24 protein-coding genes are annotated in these 20,530 nt (G+C 61.1%); 12 read left to right on the forward strand and 12 right to left on the reverse strand.

All coding sequences use genetic code 11. From position 1 onward, the window contains the following. Positions 1–23: 23 nt before the first annotated feature. The 4 genes from modC to AERO9A_RS00095 form a co-directional block, all read right to left on the reverse strand. A complete protein-coding gene (gene modC / locus AERO9A_RS00080) occupies positions 24–1,148 on the reverse strand; it encodes a molybdenum ABC transporter ATP-binding protein (protein ID WP_159970657.1) in 1,125 nt (374 codons plus the stop codon). Continuing rightward, entirely contained in the window at positions 1,148–1,828 is a 681-nt protein-coding gene (gene modB / locus AERO9A_RS00085; protein WP_159969891.1) for a molybdate ABC transporter permease subunit, read from the reverse strand. The genes modC and modB overlap by 1 nt, the downstream gene beginning before the upstream one ends. A 60-nt stretch (positions 1,829–1,888) precedes the next feature. Further along, complete coding sequence (gene modA / locus AERO9A_RS00090; RefSeq protein ID WP_159969892.1) at positions 1,889–2,644, reverse strand: molybdate ABC transporter substrate-binding protein; 756 nt, start codon at positions 2,642–2,644, stop codon at positions 1,889–1,891. 164 nt (positions 2,645–2,808) lie between these two features. Next, positions 2,809–3,792, reverse strand: coding sequence for a DMT family transporter (locus AERO9A_RS00095; RefSeq protein WP_159969893.1), 984 nt, complete (start codon positions 3,790–3,792; stop codon positions 2,809–2,811). A 103-nt stretch (positions 3,793–3,895) separates the two neighbouring features. Here AERO9A_RS00095 and AERO9A_RS00100 point away from each other — a divergent pair, with 103 nt between their 5' ends. Continuing rightward, entirely contained in the window at positions 3,896–4,807 is a 912-nt protein-coding gene (locus tag AERO9A_RS00100) for a LysR family transcriptional regulator (protein ID WP_159969894.1), read from the forward strand. Positions 4,808–4,845: 38 nt separating this feature from the next. Here AERO9A_RS00100 and AERO9A_RS00105 read toward each other — a convergent pair whose 3' ends face one another. After that, complete coding sequence (locus tag AERO9A_RS00105) at positions 4,846–5,475, reverse strand: bifunctional 2-polyprenyl-6-hydroxyphenol methylase/3-demethylubiquinol 3-O-methyltransferase UbiG (RefSeq protein WP_159969895.1); 630 nt, start codon at positions 5,473–5,475, stop codon at positions 4,846–4,848. A 441-nt stretch (positions 5,476–5,916) separates the two neighbouring features. Between AERO9A_RS00105 and AERO9A_RS00110 the strand changes: the two genes are divergently transcribed. Then, on the forward strand, positions 5,917–7,176 hold the full coding sequence (locus AERO9A_RS00110; protein WP_159969896.1) for an MFS transporter: 1,260 nt from the start codon (positions 5,917–5,919) through the stop codon (positions 7,174–7,176). A 264-nt stretch (positions 7,177–7,440) separates the two neighbouring features. On the opposite strand, the gene AERO9A_RS00115 is transcribed toward AERO9A_RS00110, so the two are convergent. Then, entirely contained in the window at positions 7,441–7,704 is a 264-nt protein-coding gene (locus tag AERO9A_RS00115; RefSeq protein WP_159969897.1) for a hypothetical protein, read from the reverse strand. 115 nt (positions 7,705–7,819) lie between these two features. Between AERO9A_RS00115 and AERO9A_RS00120 the strand changes: the two genes are divergently transcribed. Next, complete coding sequence (locus AERO9A_RS00120; protein WP_159969898.1) at positions 7,820–8,176, forward strand: hypothetical protein; 357 nt, start codon at positions 7,820–7,822, stop codon at positions 8,174–8,176. 146 nt (positions 8,177–8,322) lie between these two features. On the opposite strand, the gene AERO9A_RS00125 is transcribed toward AERO9A_RS00120, so the two are convergent. The 6 genes from AERO9A_RS00125 to AERO9A_RS00150 form a co-directional block, all read right to left on the reverse strand. Further along, entirely contained in the window at positions 8,323–8,883 is a 561-nt protein-coding gene (locus AERO9A_RS00125) for a hypothetical protein (RefSeq protein WP_178111076.1), read from the reverse strand. A gap of 89 nt (positions 8,884–8,972) precedes the next feature. After that, positions 8,973–9,353, reverse strand: coding sequence for a zinc ribbon domain-containing protein (locus AERO9A_RS00130; RefSeq protein ID WP_218580120.1), 381 nt, complete (start codon positions 9,351–9,353; stop codon positions 8,973–8,975). Positions 9,354–9,576: 223 nt separating this feature from the next. Then, positions 9,577–9,846, reverse strand: coding sequence for a hypothetical protein (locus AERO9A_RS00135; protein WP_218580121.1), 270 nt, complete (start codon positions 9,844–9,846; stop codon positions 9,577–9,579). Positions 9,847–9,985: 139 nt separating this feature from the next. Then, positions 9,986–10,390 (reverse strand): hypothetical protein, encoded by a 405-nt coding sequence (locus AERO9A_RS00140; protein WP_159969899.1) that lies wholly within the window; start codon positions 10,388–10,390, stop codon positions 9,986–9,988. Positions 10,391–10,539: 149 nt separating this feature from the next. After that, positions 10,540–10,821, reverse strand: coding sequence for a hypothetical protein (locus AERO9A_RS00145; protein ID WP_159969900.1), 282 nt, complete (start codon positions 10,819–10,821; stop codon positions 10,540–10,542). Positions 10,822–11,551: 730 nt separating this feature from the next. Next, positions 11,552–12,394, reverse strand: a complete 843-nt coding sequence (locus tag AERO9A_RS00150) for a hypothetical protein (RefSeq protein WP_159969901.1) — start codon at positions 12,392–12,394, stop codon at positions 11,552–11,554. A 620-nt stretch (positions 12,395–13,014) separates the two neighbouring features. Here AERO9A_RS00150 and chrA point away from each other — a divergent pair. The 9 genes from chrA (at position 13,015) to ssuB (ending at position 20,500) form a co-directional block, all read left to right on the forward strand. Further along, positions 13,015–14,349, forward strand: coding sequence for a chromate efflux transporter (gene chrA, locus AERO9A_RS00155; RefSeq protein ID WP_159969902.1), 1,335 nt, complete (start codon positions 13,015–13,017; stop codon positions 14,347–14,349). A 345-nt stretch (positions 14,350–14,694) separates the two neighbouring features. Further along, positions 14,695–14,784, forward strand: coding sequence for a K(+)-transporting ATPase subunit F (locus tag AERO9A_RS00160; protein WP_159969903.1), 90 nt, complete (start codon positions 14,695–14,697; stop codon positions 14,782–14,784). Between the two features lie 10 nt (positions 14,785–14,794). Then, positions 14,795–15,205, forward strand: coding sequence for a winged helix-turn-helix domain-containing protein (locus AERO9A_RS22360; protein WP_159969904.1), 411 nt, complete (start codon positions 14,795–14,797; stop codon positions 15,203–15,205). A 99-nt stretch (positions 15,206–15,304) separates the two neighbouring features. After that, a complete protein-coding gene (locus AERO9A_RS00175; protein WP_159969905.1) occupies positions 15,305–15,943 on the forward strand; it encodes a peroxiredoxin in 639 nt (212 codons plus the stop codon). A gap of 9 nt (positions 15,944–15,952) precedes the next feature. Then, positions 15,953–16,546, forward strand: a complete 594-nt coding sequence (gene ssuE / locus AERO9A_RS00180) for an NADPH-dependent FMN reductase (RefSeq protein WP_159969906.1) — start codon at positions 15,953–15,955, stop codon at positions 16,544–16,546. A 76-nt stretch (positions 16,547–16,622) separates the two neighbouring features. Then, complete coding sequence (locus AERO9A_RS00185) at positions 16,623–17,588, forward strand: sulfonate ABC transporter substrate-binding protein (RefSeq protein ID WP_159969907.1); 966 nt, start codon at positions 16,623–16,625, stop codon at positions 17,586–17,588. 40 nt (positions 17,589–17,628) lie between these two features. Further along, a complete protein-coding gene (gene ssuD / locus AERO9A_RS00190; protein ID WP_159969908.1) occupies positions 17,629–18,777 on the forward strand; it encodes an FMNH2-dependent alkanesulfonate monooxygenase in 1,149 nt (382 codons plus the stop codon). 131 nt (positions 18,778–18,908) lie between these two features. Further along, entirely contained in the window at positions 18,909–19,703 is a 795-nt protein-coding gene (gene ssuC, locus AERO9A_RS00195; protein WP_159969909.1) for an aliphatic sulfonate ABC transporter permease SsuC, read from the forward strand. Further along, entirely contained in the window at positions 19,700–20,500 is an 801-nt protein-coding gene (gene ssuB / locus AERO9A_RS00200) for an aliphatic sulfonates ABC transporter ATP-binding protein (RefSeq protein ID WP_159969910.1), read from the forward strand. The genes ssuC and ssuB overlap by 4 nt, the downstream gene beginning before the upstream one ends. Positions 20,501–20,530 lie beyond the last annotated feature (30 nt).

Below are 20,530 nucleotides of genomic sequence, written 5' to 3' on the forward strand. Positions count from 1 at the left end.
AGGCGGGTAACGCTATGTCGGGGTTACGGCGCCAGCAGCGACACCGACTTGATCTGCGCCCAGATGGCCTGCCCCTCGCGGATGCCCAGTTGATCGAAGGAGTACCGAGTGATCCGCGCCAGCAGCCGCTGCTCACCCAGGCGCAGGGTCAGCAGGGCTTGGGCGCCGATCATCTGCCAGCTCTCCACGCTCACCGGCAGCAGGTTGAGCAGGCTGCTGCCCTCGGCCCGTTGCAGGCTGAGGCTGACATCGCGCGCCTTGATCTTCACCCGCACGGCCTGCCCGTCTGGCACTGGCGCATGGGGCAGGCGCAAGTGCGCTGCGCTGCCGGGGAGCTGCAGGTGCAACAGGCCGTAGGTGGCATCGTGAGCGCAAACCTGGCCGTCGATGACCGCTTCGGCATCGTCCTCGCTGGCGAAGGGCAGATCGGGTCGCAGGAGGATTTCCTTGAGTGGGCCGCTGGCACGTACCTGGCCTTCATTGAGCAGCACCAAGTGGTCGGCCAGGCGCGCCACTTCATCCGGCGCATGGCTGACGTAGAGCACGGGGATATCCAACTCCTCGTGCAGGCGTTGCAGGTAAGGCAGCACCTCCTGCTTGCGCTTGAGATCGAGCGAGGCCAGCGGCTCGTCCATCAACAGCAGGCGTGGGCTGGTAACCAGCGCGCGGGCGATACCGACACGCTGGCGCTCGCCACCGGACAGCGCCGCCGGCATGCGTTCGAGCAAATGACCGATGCCCAGTAGCTCCAGAGCCTGATCCAGGGCGACCTTGCGCTGAGCGGCGGCAATGCGCTGCTGCCCGTACTCCAGATTGCGCCGTACGCTCAGGTGCGGGAACAGGTTGGCGTCCTGAAACACATAACCGATGGCACGCCGGTGGGCGGGCACGAAGGTGCCGCGCTCACTGTCTTGCCAGCGCTCGCCTGCCACCTGCAGATAACCGTGTTGCGGGCGATCGAGCCCGGCAAAGCAGCGCAGGCAACTGGTCTTGCCCGAGCCGGAATGGCCGAACAGCGCGCTGACGCCGCGCCCAGGCAGGTCGAGGTCGACATTCAGGGTGAAGCCGGGGTGCGCCACCCGAAAACGTGCGTGAATGCGCCCGTCATCGGCCACGGTCTGGGGGGCGCTTGTGCCGAAGCCAAACATCACCAGGCCCTCACCTTGGCGCTGCGCCCGCTGTACAGCGCCAGCAGCACGATGAAGGAAAACGCCACCATGCCACCCGCCAGCCAGTGCGCCTGGGCGTACTCCATCGCTTCGACATGGTTGTAGATCTGCACCGACACCACCTGGGTCTTGCCGGGGATGTTGCCGCCGATCATCAGCACCACGCCGAACTCGCCGATGGTATGGGCGAAGGCCAGGATCGCCGCCGTGATGAAGCCGGGCCGCGCCAGTGGCAGCACCACGCTGAAGAACGCGTCCAACGGGCCTGCGCGCAGTGTGGCAGCGGCTTCCAGCGGGGCACGGCCAATGGCTTCGAAGGCGTTTTGCAGCGGCTGGATGACGAAGGGCATGGAGTAGAAGATCGAGCCGATCACCAGGCCGCCGAAGGTAAAGGTGAAGGTGCCCAGGCCGAGGCTCTGCGTCAGTTGGCCGAAGAATCCGTTGGGCCCCATGCTCACCAGCAGGTAGAAGCCCAAGACCGTCGGCGGCAGCACCAACGGCAGCGCCACCAGCGCGCCGACCGGGCGCTTGAGCCAGGAGTCGGTGCGCGCCAGCCACCAGGCGATGGGCGTGCCGATGATCAGCAGCAGCACGGTGGTCAGCGAGGCCAGCTCCAGGGTCAACAGGATGGCATCGAGATCGTTTTTCGACAGTGGCATGGGCGGTTTCCGGTGGCACGCGTAGCCCGGATGCAATCCGGGGCAGGCTCGGGCAGATGGCTACGGCAGTTTATAGCCAAAGGACTCGATCATCTGCGCCGCCTGCGCGCCTTTGAGGTACTCGACCAGTGCGGCGGCGGCCGGGTTGTGCGCGCCCTGCTTGAGGATCACCGCGTCCTGGCGGATCGGCTCGTGCAGCGTGTCGGGCGCGAGCCAGGCCGAGCCGCTGCTGAGCTTGCCGTCCTTGTATACCTGCGACAGCGCGATAAAGCCCAGCTCGGCATTGCCGGTGGCGACGAACTGCTGAGCCTGGGAGATATTCTGTCCCTCCACCAGCTTGCCCTTGAGCGTATCGCTGAGCCCCAGCTTGGCCAGCACCTGAGTGGCTGCCAGGCCATAGGGTGCGGTTTTCGGGTTGGCGATGGCCAGGTGCTTGAATTGCCCGGCCTTGAGCGCCGCGTCTGTGCCATCGAGGTAAGCGGGGTCAGCCGACCACAGCACCAGGCCGCCAATGGCGTAGGTGAAGCGCGAGCCAGGGGCGATCTCGCCTTCGCGCTCAAGCTTGGCCGGGGTGCTGTCGTCGGCGGCGAGCAACACCTCGAACGGCGCGCCGTTCTTGATCTGCGCATAGAACTGCCCGGTGGCGCCGAAGGAGGCCACCAGCCTGTGCCCAGTGGCCTTTTCGAAGGCCGGTGCGAGGGCCTGCATCGGCGCGGTGAAGTTGGCGGCCACCGCCACCTTGACCTCATCGGCCATGGCGCCGCTGGCGAAGAGCAGGCCGAGTGTTAGCAGGCTGTGCTTGAGGGGCTTGAGCATGGGCGAGTCCTTGTTGTTCTTGGACGAACACTTGAGGTCGGGGTGGGCCAGGTGTGGCAATCCTACCTCGTTGTGTTGTTTTGTATATAGCGATTGTTCGACTCATAATCGCCGCGAGCAACGAGGCCATGCGCGCCATAACCTGCGGCGCATCCCGGAGGGGGTTAGCTTGTACGGTCTTCCCGGATTGCATCCGGGTGACTGGACGATGCCCTTGCCTCAGTGCTCTTGCGCTTGCTCGCCGACAGGCGCGAGACGCCCAGCAGCACCAGCGCCAGGCCGGCGATCTGGTACAGGGTGATGGCCTCGCCGAGCAGCACCCAGGCGGCGAACAGCGTCAGCACCGGGCCGAGGTTGCCGAACATGGCGGCATGGCTGGCGCCCATGCGCTGCACGGCCAGGGCCAGCCAGTAGATCGGCAGCACCGTCGACAACAGCGCCATCAGCGCGCCGTACAGCCACACCTCGCTCGGCAGGTTCGCCAGTTGCGTCGGGTCACCGCCGATGGCGTAGTGGATCAACACCATGACCGCCGAGGAACCGCCGGCCAGCCCCGCCAGGCGCATCGAGCCGACCCGGCGAATCACCACGCCGGTGCCCAGGTAATACAGGGCATAGGTCACCGCGCTGGCGAACACCCAGGCGGCGCCCAGCAGGATCTGCTCGCTGTCGCCTTCCACGCGGATGTCATGCACCAGGGCGATGCTCAGGCCCAGGTAACACAGGCCCAGGGCGAGGAAGGTGCGCGGGCCTGGTCGCTCGCCCATCGCCAGCATCTGCAACAGCAGCACCAGCGTCGGGTAGGTGAACAGGATCAGCCGCTCCAGCCCGGCGCTGATGTACTGCAGGCCGTAGAAGTCGAACAGGCTCGACAGGTAGTAGCCGAGCATCCCCAGCAGCAGAACGTGCGCCCAGTCCTTGGCCGACAAGCGCGCTTGCCCGGTGCCCCGGCTCAGCCACAGCAGCCAGGCGAACAGCGGCAGCGCCAGGCCCATGCGCAGGCTCAGCACAGTGATGGCGTCCACCGGCGCGGCGGCGTAGCTGAGTTTGACGAACACGGCTTTCAGGCTGAAACCGGTGGCCGAGAGCACGGCGAACAGCACGCCGCTCTCCAGGCTGCGGCGGTACGAGGCGGTCATGGTATTCATGAGCAGGGCTGCGGCAGGGGAGTGAGCTGTTATTCTGGGTGGAAAACAAGTCGGCCAGAATCGCAATTTAACGAAGAAGGTGTTCTGTTTTGGAGAAGGCTCAATGCATTTCGACCTACCCGACCTGCGCCTGATCGCGGCGATTGCCGCCACCGGCAGCCTGAGCAAGGCGGCAGCGACCTTCCCTGTCGCCGTGTCGGCGGCCAGCACCCGCCTGCGCCTGTTCGAGGAACGCTGCGGGCTGACGCTGTTCGTGCGCGGCAGCGACGGCATGCGCCTGACCCCAGCCGGGCGCCTGGTGCTGGAAGCCTGCCAGGGCGTGCTCAAGGAAGCTCGCCAGCTCAACGACACCCTGCAGGAACTCAGCGGCGAGCGGCGCATCACCCTGCGCCTGGCGGCGTCCACCGTGGCCAACAGCACCTTTCTGCCAGCAGCGCTCGGCCCCTTTCTGGCCGACTACCCGGAGGTGGATTTGCAACTGGCCGAGCACAATAGTCAGGACGTGCTGCGCGGCGTCAGCGAAGGCCGCATCGACATCGGCGTGTACGACGGCAATCTGCCCACCGATGGCCTGCTGTCGCTGCCGTTTCGCAACGACCGCCTGGTGCTGCTGGTGTCGCACGGGCATGCGTTGATCAGCCCGCGTCCGGCCTCGCTGCGCAATGCGCTCAATTATCCCTTCGTGTGCCTGCCGGCCGAGCGCGCGATGCAGCGCTTTATCGAGCACATGGCGGTGCGCAATGCCTTGCCGCTGAAAGTGCGCGTGCGTGCGCCGAGCTTCGACGCCATCGCCCAACTGGTGGCGCAGGGCGTCGGCATCTCCATGCTGCCCGAGGTCGCCGCGACCCGTTTTGCCCAGGAACTGCCGGTGGCGGTGGTGATGCTGGAGGATGTCTGGGCCACCCGTGAATTGCGCCTGTGTGTGCGCGACTGGGAAGCGCTGTCGTCCCATGCGCGGCAACTGGTCAGCTACCTCTCGCCCGAGCGGCCGCCCGGCGACAACCTGGGCACGTAATGTGGGAGCGGCTTCAGCCGCGATGGAATCGCTCGCCGCTAACCGACTCGCCGCCACACGCTGGCCAGCCAGGGCTGCTGATCGCGTGGCAGACCGGCGGGGCGGTAGTAGTGTTCCAGCTCGACGAAGCCGACTGCCGTGAGCCGCGCGCGCCAGCGTTCCAGATCGTGATAGCTGCCGTAGCGCGGGCCGTTCCAGCCTTCCTGGTTCTCGCCGCGCGGATTGGAGCTGAACAGCACGCCGCCAGCCTTGAGCGCTGCATGCAACTGGCCGAGCACGCGCGGCAGTTCCTGATCCGGCACATGGAACAGGCTGGCGTTGGCGAAGATGCCGTCGAAGTGCGCCGCCGGCAGATCCAGTTCGAGAAAGCTCTGCTGCCACACCTCGCAGCCGCTGTCGGCACGCGCCATGGCGACGAACTCGGCGCAGCCATCCAGGCCGACGGCTTCGTGACCCAGGCCGCTGAAGGTACGCAGGTCGCGCCCCGGCCCGCAGCCGAAGTCGAGAATGCGCCAGGGCTTCTCGCCCTCGATATGGCGCAGCAGTGCGGCGATGTTCTGGCTCACATCATGGTCGCGCGTGCCCTCGCGAAAGTCCTCGGCGCTGCTCTGGTAATGGGCTAGGGTGAGGGCGCTGATCTGCGCGAGTTCGTCGGGGCTCAGGGGCATGGCGAGGTTTCCGTAAAGAGGGGCAACTGTACTGCCGATCAGACAAGGCTACCAAAACTGCCTGCGCCGGCGCCTAACCTCTTCAAGAGCCGCTGCGCACACACTATTTGCCTTTCGCCACGATGGAACCGCTCGCCGCTAAAGCGCCTCCTACGGTGCTAGGGCTGAACGTCGGCGTGTAGGAGCGGCTTCAGCCGCGATAAAACAGGCCGCCGCGAACGGAGCAGGATTGAAGCATACCGCCCGCAGCCGCCCGAACTGTGGGAGGGGCTTTAGCCGCGACTGCACAATATTCAAGGGTCTGCTCAGCCTCCTCCCTGCAAATATGTCCATTACCACCACGCAATAGCACAACCAGTGCAACAGCCTGTTCGCCGGTTTGCTCTGTGTTGAGGCTTTGCCGTAGATTGGCCGCCCCACCTCGACCGGCACTCACCGGTCATGCCCGAGGCTCGCTCCGTGTCTGCTGCTCCTGCTTCTGTTTACCGCCTTCCTGGCTTTTTGCCATTTCTTATCGCCCGCATCGTCGTGGTCTTCGCCGTACAGATCCAGGCCATCGTCGTCGCCTGGCAGGTCTACGACCTGACCCGCGATCCGCTGTCGCTGGCCTACGTCGGCCTGGCCCAGTTCATCCCCATGCTGCTGCTGTTGATGCCGGCCGGCGATTTGATTGATCGCTACGACCGCAAGCTGATTCTGATGCTCAGTTGGCTGGTAGAAGGTGTGTGCGCGGCGCTGCTGCTGGTGCTATCGCTGAATGAGGCGCCCGTCACCTGGTACTACGCGGTGCTGGTGCTTTACGGCTGTGGTCGCGCCTTCACCGGCCCGGCGCTATCGAGCCTGCTGCCACAGATCGTGCCGCGCGAGCGCCTGGCTGCGGCCATCGCCGCCAACAGCATGATCATGCGTGGCGCGACCATTTCCGGCCCGGTGCTGGGCGGCGCGCTCTACGCCATCGGCGGGGGCGGGCTGACCTACTCGGTGTGCCTGGCTTGCTTCCTCGCCGGCTGCGTGCTGCTGCAGCGGGTGCCGGTGCTGTATGCCGAGAAGATGCAGGCGCTGGAATCCACCGCCTGGGCGCGCTTCACCGCCGGCATCCACTTCATCCGCACCCGACCGATCATCCTCGGCACCATCTCGCTGGATCTGTTCGCCGTGCTGCTCGGCGGCGTGGTGGCGCTGCTGCCGATCTACGCCCAGGAAGTGCTGGAAGTCGGCCCGACCGGCCTCGGCCTGCTGCGCAGCGCCATGGCCATCGGCGAGGTATCGGTGGGGCTGTACCTGAGCATGAAGCCCTTCAACCGCCATGTCGGCCTGGTGATGTTCGGCGCGGTGGCGCTGTTCGGCCTGGCCAACCTGGTGTTCGCCCTATCCAGCCTGTTCTGGCTGTCCTTCGCCGCGCTGGTGGTGGCGGGTGGCGCGGACATGGTGAGCATGTACATCCGCTCATCCCTGGTGCAGTTCTCCACCCCGGACGCCATGCGTGGCCGGGTTAGCGCGGTGAACATGCTGTTTATCGGCTCCTCCAACGAACTGGGCGAATTCCGCGCCGGCACCAGCGCCGCCTGGTTCGGCGTAGTGCCCGCAGCGCTGATTGGCTGCGCCTGCACCCTGACGGTCACCGGCGGCTGGATGCTCGGCTTCAAGAGCCTGCGCAAGGTGGATCGCTTCGAGGATGCGTCGCCAAGCAAGAACGCATGACGTAGGGCTGCTCACTTGCGACGCCAGCAGCCCGCCAGAGCGTGCGGACGTGCGCCGATCAACGACCGTAGGATGGGTAGAGCAACGCGAAACCCATCAACACGATTGTCCTGGGTATTGCTTTGCTCTAGCCAGGCTACTTGCTATTCCGACGAGGCATGGTGGACAAGCTCCGCGTTGTCCACCCTACGCGGCGGGTATTCCTGCGTAGGGTGGATGACGCTTTTTTCATCCACCGTTGGGCGAGGTTGTCTGGGCTACTTGCTACATCGCGCGTTTCATCGCTTGCGACTTCACGACCTCGCGCCATGTTTCCTCATCGGGGGACAACTCGGCAAAGGCCGCAACGGCCTTGTTTATGGTCTCGTCCATGACGGCTGCCAGGGTTCGAGCCATAGCGAGTTTTACTTCTGCATGATGTTCGCTGGGCAATTCGGCCAACATCCTGGCCAGTGCCGAATCGAGCGCGGCACAAGCATCGATGCCGCCATCCCTTAGTGCACGGGCTGCATTGAACGTCAATGACATGGCATGATTCCTTTATGTGGATGATGTGCCAATGGGGGGGCAGCATGTAGCACGGGTTCGCAACGCGAAACCCATCGCCGCGATTGCCACAGTTCTTTGAAACGGAGCTTACCCATTGGGACATCTTCTGACCGAGCCACTATTGACGAAAGTCAGAGCTGCTCTTTCCGAGCCTTTCAATGATTTTCCCGTCGAATATGACTATGTGGCGGATAAGGTGAGAGGCGTCGACCCTGAAGTACTTTACACAATCCTCTATTCAGAGGTCGCGCCGGTGTGCTTCACCAATCTCGTGGCAGCAGTGCCTCCGGTATGGACGGGGTTCGACCCCGACATACTTAGAGCGTCGATAGAAGAAAGGCTGGCAGCTAGAGAGCGCAACTGGTTTCGTCGGCAGTTCGATAAAGTGCTGGTTCGCTGGCTGCAATACAACTACGCCTACATCTGGAAGGAAATCGCCAGCAGGCTTTGAGCCCGTGTGGGGGGCGCCGTGGGTACCAAGCTTTTGAGCTCGGTAGGTTGCAATGACAGTAAATAAATCTGCCCCCTTACCCCTGCCCTTACCCCTGTGTGAAAGGGGCGTAAATAAACACGCCCCTTTTTCTGGCCGGTTTCCTTTCAGGTGTCATCTGCGGCATTGTTGAATTTGTTGCGATTTATTAGCCAGGGTAGCGCCGGTTGGGATCGTACTTTTTTGTACTTTCCTTTTGCGAAAACATATGTCCTTAGCTCTTGGAAACTACGAATGCGGCCGTTTAGTTCATAGGTGATTAGGAATACGATAAGCGGCTTGTCTGCGTCTTTCCACTTTTGCTGGGTGCGCTCAAGGGCTGCATCGATATCGTTAATTCGGCTGTAGCCTATGAATGTTTGAAATACACACTGATCAGTACGTTCTAGCAGTTTATCTATTTCATTTATATCCGTGTGCGCTCGCTTCCACTCCCACTCCACGAAAGAGAGGACTTGCGTTTCAGAGAAACGAATGACTGCATCGGTACGTCCGCCCTTTTCAAATAATGCACGTGCGCCAAGTAACGACGCGCACTGCCTTACGACCAGGCCTAAGTGAATTGTCCAGTCCGCTCGACCTGCTACATCGTCTTTTTCCGTGACAGGAAAGTCTCGGTACCAAAGGCAGTTGAAGAGCGTTATAAAATCACGTTCGATTCGTTTCATGGAAACCTGCTGTGTATCAAGAAAATTTTTGTATGCATGACTAATTGTTCTCTAAGTCATGGTTTTCTCATGCGTTTCTTTTCTGAGAATTATTTTTCCCAGTTGCTAGAAGAATAGCGAGTTGCTTTATTTGAGCTTTGTATGGCGGCTGGTGCAAGGTGGTGAGTAAATGCTGTTCGGCAGTGTGGGCATATGTTCGCATCGCGCTGAGCGCTTTCTTTGCATTGTGGGCAGCGTTTCAGTATTGATGCAAACAGTGAGTGCGGTAAGGCGATGATGAAAATGAGTGCGCCATATATCCACCAGACAAAAAAGCGTCGACCCTTGAGCGCTGCAATTGTGGCCGGTATAAAGCCTAAAATTAATGCAATGAAGAAAATCATGAGTTTCCCAGTGTCGTGTGCATAGAGCGGGTGTAAATAAAGCAGATCCAGTGATCTCGCTGTGTTTTTATAGTTGCGCGGCTTCACTTTGCTGCTTCTGGCGCTTTTCAGTCTGGCTTTGTTGGTTGAACGAGTGCATCAAGTCGTCCCTGATGTAATTCATGGTCATTTCAAAACTCATGTGCGGTGATTCAAGAGTGATTTCTGTTCCGCCGTCGCGGTAGGTTGCGGATTTGTTTCCAACAAAAGGAATATCTTGGCTGGTTCGCTTGTACTTACCTCCAAGTGCTTTATTCAGATAGTCGAATTTTTATTTTGGGAAGGTGGTAAGCACTGCAACCAGTACGCCTTGTGTGTCAAAGATAGCCGTTACCTTTTGGAGCCCTTCAAAGTTAATGGCAGATGTCGGGAGCGAGTACATGTTGCCGTTGCTGTACTTGTTGGTTCCTGCGTGCTGGGCTTTGTACATGGATTTAAGTTGGCTTTCCGTAGTCTTTCCAAGCTCCATGTTGAAAATGGTCGGGTCGGCGAAGGCGGCAGAGCTAAACAACGATACAGCAAGGGCGATTCCCTTCTTCATGGATTACTCCTTTGGGTTTGAGGCTTTATGCCGGGTAGGTGGTAGGGTTTAAGTTGTGTAGCGAGTGGGAGGTTATTTTGAGTCGGTGCTATTAAGTATGGGCCTATTTCGTTTCGGGTGAGGTTCTTCAGCTAATTTATTACCAAGGACAATAGCCATAGAGGGCAACGCCAAAGCCAAACAAGAGTTGCGCTACGAGTAGTGTGCGGATGGCAAAGGTATATCTAATAATTGAGCCCTGATGCGCAGCGTCAATAGCAAATAGCTTGAAGCTAGCGGGGAAAGAAGATTCCATCTCTTTTAGGGCGGGGATGGTCAGGCTTATGAGCTGACGGCTGCGGCTATCAACAAGCCAGAAGACAACTGCAAGCAATATTATAAATAGGCCTAGCAATATTAGGAGTTTAGAGTTTAATCCTTTTTCGAGAGCTGTGAATACGCCGCCGTCGGCAAAAATAGAGAGCAGGACGAAGAAGTTGAATCCCTTAAGGCGCTGTTCTGCGTTGAATTTGAAGTGATCCCATGCAAGTTGTTTTTCGTCCATTATGCTCGCTCGTGCAAAGGTTTATCTAGCGCTCATGTTAAAGTGGTGCGAATTTATTTTCGGATCTTGGGAGTGCCGGTAAATAAATTCGCCCCTATTTTAAATCTGCAACGTGGGGTGCTGAGAGAATGGTTGAAGTCGGCTGGTGACTACTCTTCGTAGCTCTCACGTACGGAACTGAGTTTTGTATTGCCATTTGCAATACTGCCATCTCCCTTCAGGATTTTAACTTCATAGTCAGGGTAGATTTTCTTGAATCGGCTTTCTTTTATTTCTGAAATTGTGGCGCTGCTTTTTGCTTTTCTATCAAAGTTATATTTTGGAATACCATTGGTTTTTGGGTCTACTGGATTGCCATTTTTGTCGTAAAACTCGACATCAAATCCCTCAAGATCTCCAATTTCCCGTGTTCTTGTAGCAAGTGTTGTCATATTTACTTCCTTTTCTGGTTGATGTGATGTTGGGGCGTGAAATTAGTTATGCGACAGGTATCCTGAATTTTCTTTTTCGCTTGGTGTAACCTGCAACAAACGCGACAGCCTCTGGAGAGAAACACGCCAGAGAAAACGGCAAGCCCAATCTGCTGGATCACTGCACCAGCTGAACCAAGCCAGAAACCTATTCCATCCACCGCTGCCCTGTCCATGCTTCGTGGGCAAAATGCCATCTCGGCTGTTTTTCTCGCGCCAGAGGCAGCAATCCAGTCCTCCCCAAACCCACCCACAAATTCTGTTAACAGCGCTGTGGATAACCTTTGCAAAAGCCCTCCGCGCCTAGCATTCAAGCGGGCTACGGCAGGCCGCTCAGTTTTTACCCAATGACGCTTTGCTGGCGTTATTGCCAGGCGGAATATCGCTTTTAATCAATAGCTTGGCGCGGGTTTTCAACCGTGGGGCAGGGCTGGGGCGGCTTGCCGGGTGTCGTGCACAAAATCTGGGGAAAGCGCTGTGGATAAGATGCGGGAAAACTCGTCCAGGCCAGGTGGGGCAAGGGCTGCGTGGGGCTGGTGGTTTTTCGTGCGGGGTACGTTCTTTCGCGGGCATGCTGGCTGGTTAGTTTGTGGCTGGGGTTGCGCCGCGTGCAGCCGTCCACCGGCGGTATCCCGTTGCTCAGGCCGTGGGTAAGCCTTACGGGCTGGAGTGAGTGCCGCTGGCGGCTTTGCTACTTGGTGAAGGTTGTCGGTCGCACGCCCTTATTGTCGAGCTGAAAGAGCCAGTAGTTATTCAGATCAACCGATTTCGTTGGTATTTCACCCGTGCCACGCGGTAGGGCTTTTGCTTCTCGCTGGTAGAAAAGATCGGCACCTATATCGATGGTTTGTGCATAGTTCTGCCGATTGAGCTGCAACCCGCGAGTCCATGACTGGTTACTCGCCAGCGCGATATGTGCATTGGCAACATCGATGGCTGCTTTGACCAGCGTTGGCGAGCCATTCAGGACTTTGCTGAGGTAGTCGGCTTCTTCGTCTTTTAAGCCTTGGGTGTTGAGTAGGACGATATTGCCTTCGGCATTCACGCTGAAGCCGAAGGCGCTATTGCCAAGGCCAGGGTGGTGCTGATTGACCTGTGCCATCAGGCTGTCGTAAGTCGCTGCAAGAGCGTTTGTGCTTGAGCGCACGTCAGCAATGCTTTGATCCAGTGCGCCGTAGCGATCAATGATTTCGCGCTTGATTTCGCCCTTGATTTTGTCTTGCGCACTCTCCGCGGCTGATCCGCCAGGCTCGCTTGCCAGCGGCGGGGGAACATCCATTGCTACGCTTCGCGAAATGACCGCATTGCCAGTATTGCCCTGCTGGCTTTTTATCGCCTGTGCCTGGCTGTCCAGTTTCAGTTGGTCGTAGGCTTCTTCGCTGATCTGCAGGTTACTGCTCATTACAGTAACCTCTTTTCCCGTGGACTCGTCGCTCTCGGTCCATTGCTGCGTGGCAATGTCGGTGGCACGCAGTGTCTTGCCGGTGCTTGGCTCAGAAAAAGTACGTGATGTGAATGTCGGTGTGCTGACCATAGAAAGATCGTCCCTTGATCGTTTAATAAGCGCCCAGTCGGCAGCTCAGCGACACCTAACTCGTGGAGTGGGCCCGGCTTCAAGCGCACTTGCTGTATGCCAAGTTAGCGGCTTCGAGCCCATTAACTTGAATGCTCGGTTGGCTCTGGTATCAGGGCCTGCCAGGGGCGTTGGCGTGGTGGTCTGTTGCGCCAGTGCGGCACGTTACGGCTAGGCGTGGCCGTACCATTGAGGCTGAGCTTTCCACTGCCACCCACAGATTCTGTGAAAAGTCCTGTGGATAACCTTTGCAAAAGCCCTCCGCGCCTAGCATCCAAGCGGGCTACGGCAGACCGTTCAGTTTTTACCCAATGACGCTCTGCTGGCGTTATTGCCAGGCGGAATATCGCTTTTAATCAATCACTTGGCGCGGGTTTTCAACAGTGGGGCAGGGCGGCGGCGGGTTGCTGGGTGTCGTGCACAGAATCTGGGGAAAGTGCTGTGGATAAGATGCGGGAAAACTCGTCCAGGCCAGGTGGGGCAAGGGCTGCGTGGGGCTGGTGGTTTTTCGTACGCTGTCGCGCGGCTGTCATTTCTCACGGCTATAGTGGCCGGTCGATTTTTAGCCGCTGGAGCCTTCTATGCCTGACTCGTCTGAACGTCCCGCGCCGGTCAGTTTGCGGCAGGCGTTGTGGTTCTGGTTGAGGCTGGGGCTGATCAGTTTCGGTGGGCCGGCCGGGCAGATTGCGTTGATGCATGAGGAGTTGGTGGTCAGGCGCCGCTGGTTGTCCGAGCGGCGCTTTTTACATGCGCTGAATTACTGCATGTTGCTGCCGGGGCCGGAGGCGCAGCAGTTGGCCACTTATATTGGCTGGCTGATGCACCGCACCTGGGGCGGGGTGATTGCCGGGGCGCTGTTCGTGCTGCCGTCGCTGCTGATTCTGATTGCGTTGTCCTGGGTCTACCTGGTGTTCGGCGATGTGCCGCTGGTGGCCGGGATTTTCTATGGCATCAAGCCGGCGGTGACGGCCATCGTGGTGCAGGCGGCCTGGCGTATCGGCGGGCGGGTGTTGCGTAACGCCAGGTTGTGGGCCATCGCGGCGGCGGCCTTTGTCGCCATTTTTGCGTTGCAGTTGCCGTTCCCGCTGATCGTGCTCGGCGCGGCGTTGCTGGGGTACATCGGCGGGCGGCTGGCGCCGCAGCATTTTGCGCTTGGCGCCGGGCATGGCGAGAAGGGTGGGGCGCATGCGCCAGCGTTGATCGATGACGACACGCGCCTGGCGCACACGCATTTTCGCTCCGGTCGCCTGGTGTTGATTCTGTTAATTGGTGCGTTGCTCTGGCTGCTGCCGATGGGCCTGCTGACGCTGGCGTTTGGCTGGCAGGGCACGCTGACGCAGATGGGCTGGTTCTTCACCAAGGCGGCGCTGCTGACCTTTGGCGGCGCTTATGCGGTGCTGCCTTATGTGTACCAGGGCGCCATCGACCACTACGGTTGGCTGACGCCCCGGCAGATGATCGATGGCCTGGCGCTGGGTGAAACCACGCCGGGGCCGCTGATCATGGTGGTGGCGTTCGTCGCGTTCGTCGGCGCTTACGACCAGCCGCTGTTCGGGGGCGATTCGGCCTTCGTCAGCGGAGCGCTGGCGGCGGCGCTGGTCACCTGGTTCACCTTCCTGCCGTCGTTTTTGTTCATCCTCGCTGGTGGGCCGTTGGTGGAGTCGACCCACGGGCAGTTGCAGTTCACCGCGCCGCTGACCGGCATCACCGCTGCGGTGGTCGGGGTGATTGTCAATCTGGCGCTGTTCTTCGCTTATCACGTGCTTTGGCCGCAGGGCTTTGCTGGTGAGTTCGATGGGGTATCGGCGTTGATTACCCTGGGTGCGGGTGTGGCGTTGCTGGGCTTCAAGCGTGGGGTGATCGAGACGCTGTTGGCCTGTGCGTTGGTGGGGTTGGTGGTTCGCTTGTTGGGTTGAGTGTCTGGCTTGGCATCGCTTGGTGGGTTACGCGGCGCGTTGAGTGAGTGCGTGGCTGTGGTGGCGGTGTTTTGCGCCGCTAACCCACCCTACGGGTGCGCGCTGCCAGGGCTTTTGTGGGAGGGGCTTTCGGCTCGGGCATCCTGCTTCGCTCTACCTCCTGCATCCATGCAGTCGTAGCCGCGACGCATGAATAAGTCGCCGCTGAAGCGCCTCCCACAGGGCTGATCCCGGTGCATCAATACGATTTCTTTACGCCCTGGCGGCGGGGCGGCAATCGAATTTTTACGGGCAGCCTTTCGACAATGCTCGCGAGCGGATTCCCCGCATCGTGGAGCTTTGCACATGAACGCAATCGATGGTGTGTCGCTGATCCTGGTGGTCGGTCTCTTCGCCTATCTGCTGGTGGAGCTGCTCACCGCAGGGCGCGGCTGAGGAGACGGCCATGCATGACTACGACTGGCTGCTGCTGGCGGCCTTTTCCCTGCTGGTGCTGGCACCGGCCCCTTTTCTCGGGCGCTACTTCTACCGCGTGACGGAGGGCCAGCGCACCTGGCTCAGCCCTGTGCTGCTGCCGGTGGAGCGCCTGTGCTATCGCGTGGCCGACGTCGACCCGCAGCAGGAGCAGAGCTGGCGCGGCTACGCCCTGGCGCTGCTCGCCCAGTATCTCGGGCGGGTGGTAACGCAGCAGCAACTGCTGCGCGATATCTGGGGGCCGAGCCATGTCGGCGACAGCCATTGCCTGCGCGTGGTGGTCGGCCATCTGCGGCCGAAGCTCGGCGACGACTCGGCCGCGCCGCGCTACCTGATCACCGAAGCCGGTGTCGGTTACCGGCTGCGCGCCGATGGCTGTTAGGTGTTTTGGTTATAGATAAATCATTATTTATTCTTTTTATTTTTGTTTGTTCCTGGGCAATAGTGAGCGCCACGCAAGCGACTGCCAAGGAGCACGAATATGACCATCCGTTTGGGCGACATCGCCCCTGACTTCGAACAGGATTCCAGCGAAGGACGCATCCGTTTCCACGAATGGTTGGGCGAGAGCTGGGGCATTTTGTTCTCTCACCCGGCTGACTTCACCCCGGTGTGCACCACCGAACTGGGCTTCACCGCCAAGCTCAAGGATGAATTTGCCAAGCGCGGCGTCAAGGCCATCGCCTTGTCGGTCGACCCGGTGGATTCGCACGTCAAGTGGATCGACGACATCAACGAGACGCAGAACACCGCGGTCAACTTCCCGATCATCGCCGATGCCGACCGCAAGGTGTCCGACCTCTACGACCTGATCCACCCGAACGCCAACGACACCCTGACCGTGCGTTCGCTGTTCGTCATCGACCCGAACAAGAAGGTGCGCCTGACCATCACCTATCCGGCCAGCACCGGGCGCAACTTCAACGAAATCCTGCGCGTGGTCGATTCGTTGCAACTGACCGACAACTATAAGGTGGCCACGCCGGCCAACTGGCAGGACGGTGATGAGGTGGTGATCGTGCCGTCGCTCAAGGATGAAGCCGAAATTGCTCAGCGCTTCCCGAAAGGCTATCGCGCGGTCAAACCCTATCTACGTTTAACGCCGCAACCCAACAAATAAGGATTGAGCATGCACGTCGTGTTGCTCTCCGGCAGCCCCGCCGCGCGTTCGCGTACAGAGCTGCTGCTGGATTACGTCCGCCAGCGCCTGGAGGCGCAGCAGGTGGAAGTGAGCCTGCTGCGGGTGCGGGATTTCCCCGCCGAGGATCTGCTGCATGCGCGTTTCGATAGTCCGACGGTGCAACAGCTTCAAGCCTTGGTGGCTAGCGCCGATGGCCTGGTGGTCGGTACGCCGGTGTACAAGGCGTCCTTCAGCGGTGCGCTGAAGGTGCTGCTGGATCTGCTGCCTGAGCGCGCTCTGGCGCACAAGGTGGTGCTACCCCTGGCCGGTGGCGGCAGCCCGGCGCATCTGCTGGCTGTGGATTACGCGCTCAAGCCGGTGCTGGCCGCGCTGAAGGCGCAGGAAATGCTCAGCGGTGTGTTCGCCGTAGATAAGCAAATCGCCTACCCACAAGGAGGCAACCCCGCGCACATCGACGACGAATTGCGCGAACGCCTCGATGAGGCGCTGGAACAACTGCTTGCCGCCCTGGCGCGACGGCCCAGACCGCTTGACCCGAAGCTGTTGAGCGAGCGGCTGGTAAACGCCCGCTGGAGCATCTGAAACATCCGTAATACCCCGCCTTACTCGCCCGCCAACGGGCAAGCAGGCCCACACTCAATCTGCAAAGGAGGTCGCCATGGGCGCCAACACTTTGCGTCGGAGTCTGGTCGCCCTGTTTGCCGCGACTCTTTCTTTCGGCGCCATCAGTTATGCACAGGCCGAGACGCTGCGTATCGGTTATCAGAAATACGGCCCGCTGGTGCTGCTCAAGTCCAGCGGTGAGTTGGAGAAGCGTCTCGCCGCGCAGGGCGTGGACGTGCAATGGACGGAGTTTCCGGCTGGGCCGCAATTGCTTGAGGGGTTGAACGTCGGCTCCATCGATTTCGGCACCACGGGTGAAACGCCGCCCGTCTTCGCCCAGGCAGCGGGGGCTGATCTGCTCTATGTGGCTTTCGAGCCGTCGGCACCGTTGAGTGAGGCGATCCTGCTGCCCAAGGATTCGCCAATCCAGTCGGTGGCCGAGCTCAAGGACAAGAAAATCGCCCTGAACAAAGGCTCCAACGTGCACTACCTGCTGGTGCGTGCGCTGGAAGACGCCGGCCTCAAGTACAGCGACATCACACCGGTCTATCTGCCGCCCGCCGATGCTCGCGCCGCCTTCGAGCGCGGCAGCGTCGATGCCTGGGTGATCTGGGATCCCTTTCTGGCCGCTGCCGAGCAGCAGTTGCAGGCGCGCATCCTGCGTAATGGCCGTGGTCTGGTGAACAACCACCAGTTCTATCTGGCGGCGCGGCCCTTTGCCGAGAAACACCCGCAGGTGGTGGCCGCCCTGGTCGAGGAAATCCGCAAGACCGGTGAGTGGACGCGCACGCACCACGACGCAACCACCGCGCAGGTCGCGCCGCTGCTGGGCTTGTCTGCCGATATCACCCGTGCTGCCGTCGAGCGGCAGAGCTACGGCGCGCAACTGATTACCCCGCAGGTGGTGGCCGCGCAGCAGCAGATCGCCGACACCTTCAGCGATCTCAAGCTGATCCCCAAGCGCCTGAATATCGCCGAAGTGGTCTGGCAGGCACCGAGCAAGCTCGCCCAGGCCCAGTAGGCCAGCTCTACACCGACAATTTCAGCAAGGAGACCCTTCCATGAGCCTCAATATTTTCTGGTTCCTGCCCACCCACGGCGACGGCCAATACCTGGGCAGCAGCGCTGGTGCGCGTGCCGTCGACCATGCCTATCTCGGACAAATCGCTCAGGCCGCCGACCGTCTCGGCTTCGGCGGTGTGCTGATCCCCACCGGACGTTCCTGCGAGGATTCCTGGCTGGTGGCAGCGTCACTGATCCCGGTCACGCAGCACCTCAAGTTCCTCGTTGCGCTGCGCCCAGGGATCATTTCGCCGACCGTTGCTGCGCGCCAGGCGGCGACCCTGGATCGTCTGTCCAACGGCCGTGCGCTGTTCAACCTGGTGACCGGCGGCGACCCGGACGAGCTGGCTGGCGACGGCCTGCACCTGTCGCATGCCGAGCGCTATGAGGCTTCGGTGGAGTTCACCCGCATCTGGCGCCGCGTGCTGGAAGGTGAAACCGTCGATTACGACGGCAAGCACATTCAGGTCAAGGGCGCCAAGCTGCTTTACCCGCCGATCCAGCAGCCGCGTCCACCGTTGTATTTCGGTGGATCTTCCGATGCTGCGCAGGATCTGGCTGCCGAGCAGGTCGAGCTGTACCTGACCTGGGGCGAGCCGCCGGCCGCTGTGGCCGAGAAGATCGCTCAGGTGCGCGAGAAGGCGGCCAAGCAGGGCCGCGAAGTGCGCTTCGGCATTCGCCTGCATGTGATCGTGCGTGAAACCAATGACGAGGCCTGGGCGGCGGCGGATCGCCTGATCAGCCATCTGGATCAGGCCACCATCGACCGCGCCCAGGCCGCGCTGGCGCGCTTTGACTCCGTCGGGCAGCAGCGCATGGCCGCGCTGCACGGCGGCAGTCGCGACAACCTGGAAGTGTCGCCGAACCTGTGGGCCGGGGTTGGCCTGGTGCGCGGCGGCGCTGGCACCGCGCTGGTCGGCGATGGCTCGACCGTGGCGGCGCGGGTCAAGGAATACGCCGATCTGGGCATCGACACCTTCATCTTCTCCGGCTATCCGCATCTGGAAGAGTCGTATCGGGTCGCCGAGCTGTTGTTCCCGCATCTGGATGTGGCTCAGGTGGAGCGCCCGGCGAGTCGCGGCTATGTCAGCCCGTTCGGCGAAATGATCGCCAACGACATTCTGCCGAAGGCGGCTGCGGCGAGTTGAGGGTGGCGTAGGCAGAGGTCTTCCCGGATTGCATCCGGGCTACGGACTACGGCTGCTACCTGGCGCGATCTGCAGTCGATGTAGCCCGGATGCAATCCGGGGACAGAACCACAGGATTTTTCGAGGCCAATATGAGCAACATAACGATCAACACACTGGCCCTGCGCGCTGCGCCCTGGGCCTTGCCGCTGGGGCTGCTGGCGGCCTGGCAACTGGCGGTGGCCACTGGCGTGCTCTCCAGCCGCGTTCTGCCAGCGCCCAGCGCCGTGGTCGCGGCTGGCTGGGAGCTACTGGCCAGCGGCGAAATCTGGCGGCACCTGGCGATCAGCGGTCAGCGCGCTATCAGTGGTTTCGTCATCGGTGGCGGCATCGGTTTGCTGCTGGGCTTTATCACCGGGCTGTCAAAGTGGGGCGAGCGCCTGCTCGACAGTTCGGTGCAGATGATCCGCAACGTGCCGCACCTGGCGCTGATCCCGCTGGTGATTCTGTGGTTCGGCATCGATGAGGCGGCCAAGGTGTTCCTGGTCGCGCTCGGCACGCTGTTCCCCATCTACCTCAACACCTACCACGGCATCCGCAACGTCGACCCGGCGCTGGTGGAGATGGCGCGCAGTTATGGGTTGTCCGGCTTCGCGCTGTTCCGCCAGGTGATCCTGCCCGGCGCGCTGCCCTCGATTCTGGTGGGCGTGCGTTTTGCCCTCGGCTTCATGTGGCTGACGCTGATCGTCGCCGAAACCATCTCGGCCAGCGCTGGTATCGGTTACCTGGCGATGAACGCCCGCGAGTTCCTGCAGACCGATGTGGTGGTGGTGGCGATCCTGCTGTACGCGGTGCTCGGCAAGCTGGCCGACGTTGCCGCCCGTAGTCTTGAGCGCGTCTGGTTGCGCTGGCACCCGGCCTATCAGGCCAAGGCAGGTGGGCAATGACTGCATTGCAGAGCATTCGCCAGGGCGTACCCCTGGCCATCGAGAACATCGAGAAGTCCTTTGGCGAGCGCCAGGTGCTCAAGGGCATCGACCTGCATATTCCGGCGGGCCAGTTCGTCGCGGTGGTCGGCCGCAGCGGCTGCGGCAAGAGCACCCTGCTGCGCCTGTTGGCTGGGCTGGAGCAGCCCAGCGCTGGCCGGTTGCTGGCTGGCAATGGTTCGCTCGACGCGGTGCGCGAGGATATTCGCCTGATGTTTCAGGACTCACGCCTGCTGCCCTGGAAGCGCGTGATCGACAACGTCGGTCTGGGCCTTGTCGACAACTGGCGGGCGCAGGCTGAGCAAGCGCTGGCAGCGGTCGGCCTGGCCGATCGCGCCAATGAATGGCCGGCGGCACTGTCCGGCGGGCAGAAACAGCGCGTGGCTCTGGCCCGTGCACTGATCCATCGCCCGCGCCTGCTGCTGCTCGACGAGCCACTAGGTGCGCTGGACGCGCTGACCCGTATCGAGATGCAGCGCCTGATCGAACGGCTGTGGCAGCAGCATGGTTTCACTGTGCTGCTGGTGACTCACGATGTCGCCGAGGCGGTGGCCGTGGCCGACCGCGTCATCCTCATCGAAGACGGCCAGATCGGCCTCGATCTCGACGTGCAACTGGCCCGTCCTCGGCAGCATGGCTCGCCCTTGCTGGCCGCACTGGAGGCACGCGTGCTTGACCGTGTGCTGGCGCAACCGGATTTGCCGACCGCGCCCGAACCTTTATCCCCCCTGCCCACGCAACTGCGTTGGGCGCTGTGATGCCGTAGCCCGGATGCAATCCGGGAGCGG

Source organism: Pseudomonas sp. 8Z, assembly GCF_902506535.1.
Lineage (GTDB): Bacteria > Pseudomonadota > Gammaproteobacteria > Pseudomonadales > Pseudomonadaceae > Aquipseudomonas.

What these genes read in the sequence shown, in the direction of transcription:
- ssuB (WP_159969910.1), top strand. Translation starts at nt 19,700, where the DNA reads ATGACTGCATTGCAGAGCATTCGCCAGGGCGTACCCCTGGCCATCGAG.
- AERO9A_RS00185 (WP_159969907.1), top strand. Translation starts at nt 16,623, where the DNA reads ATGGGCGCCAACACTTTGCGTCGGAGTCTGGTCGCCCTGTTTGCCGCG.
- AERO9A_RS00175 (WP_159969905.1), top strand. Translation starts at nt 15,305, where the DNA reads ATGACCATCCGTTTGGGCGACATCGCCCCTGACTTCGAACAGGATTCC.
- ssuC (WP_159969909.1), top strand. Translation starts at nt 18,909, where the DNA reads ATGAGCAACATAACGATCAACACACTGGCCCTGCGCGCTGCGCCCTGG.
- AERO9A_RS00135 (WP_218580121.1), bottom strand. Translation starts at nt 9,846, where the DNA reads ATGAAGAAGGGAATCGCCCTTGCTGTATCGTTGTTTAGCTCTGCCGCC.
- ssuD (WP_159969908.1), top strand. Translation starts at nt 17,629, where the DNA reads ATGAGCCTCAATATTTTCTGGTTCCTGCCCACCCACGGCGACGGCCAA.
- AERO9A_RS00150 (WP_159969901.1), bottom strand. Translation starts at nt 12,394, where the DNA reads ATGGTCAGCACACCGACATTCACATCACGTACTTTTTCTGAGCCAAGC.
- AERO9A_RS00160 (WP_159969903.1), top strand. Translation starts at nt 14,695, where the DNA reads ATGAACGCAATCGATGGTGTGTCGCTGATCCTGGTGGTCGGTCTCTTC.
- AERO9A_RS00100 (WP_159969894.1), top strand. Translation starts at nt 3,896, where the DNA reads ATGCATTTCGACCTACCCGACCTGCGCCTGATCGCGGCGATTGCCGCC.
- AERO9A_RS22360 (WP_159969904.1), top strand. Translation starts at nt 14,795, where the DNA reads ATGCATGACTACGACTGGCTGCTGCTGGCGGCCTTTTCCCTGCTGGTG.
- modA (WP_159969892.1), bottom strand. Translation starts at nt 2,644, where the DNA reads ATGCTCAAGCCCCTCAAGCACAGCCTGCTAACACTCGGCCTGCTCTTC.
- chrA (WP_159969902.1), top strand. Translation starts at nt 13,015, where the DNA reads ATGCCTGACTCGTCTGAACGTCCCGCGCCGGTCAGTTTGCGGCAGGCG.
- modB (WP_159969891.1), bottom strand. Translation starts at nt 1,828, where the DNA reads ATGCCACTGTCGAAAAACGATCTCGATGCCATCCTGTTGACCCTGGAG.
- ssuE (WP_159969906.1), top strand. Translation starts at nt 15,953, where the DNA reads ATGCACGTCGTGTTGCTCTCCGGCAGCCCCGCCGCGCGTTCGCGTACA.
- AERO9A_RS00095 (WP_159969893.1), bottom strand. Translation starts at nt 3,792, where the DNA reads ATGAATACCATGACCGCCTCGTACCGCCGCAGCCTGGAGAGCGGCGTG.
- modC (WP_159970657.1), bottom strand. Translation starts at nt 1,148, where the DNA reads ATGTTTGGCTTCGGCACAAGCGCCCCCCAGACCGTGGCCGATGACGGG.
- AERO9A_RS00105 (WP_159969895.1), bottom strand. Translation starts at nt 5,475, where the DNA reads ATGCCCCTGAGCCCCGACGAACTCGCGCAGATCAGCGCCCTCACCCTA.
- AERO9A_RS00115 (WP_159969897.1), bottom strand. Translation starts at nt 7,704, where the DNA reads ATGTCATTGACGTTCAATGCAGCCCGTGCACTAAGGGATGGCGGCATC.
- AERO9A_RS00125 (WP_178111076.1), bottom strand. Translation starts at nt 8,883, where the DNA reads ATGAAACGAATCGAACGTGATTTTATAACGCTCTTCAACTGCCTTTGG.
- AERO9A_RS00110 (WP_159969896.1), top strand. Translation starts at nt 5,917, where the DNA reads ATGCCCGAGGCTCGCTCCGTGTCTGCTGCTCCTGCTTCTGTTTACCGC.
- AERO9A_RS00140 (WP_159969899.1), bottom strand. Translation starts at nt 10,390, where the DNA reads ATGGACGAAAAACAACTTGCATGGGATCACTTCAAATTCAACGCAGAA.
- AERO9A_RS00145 (WP_159969900.1), bottom strand. Translation starts at nt 10,821, where the DNA reads ATGACAACACTTGCTACAAGAACACGGGAAATTGGAGATCTTGAGGGA.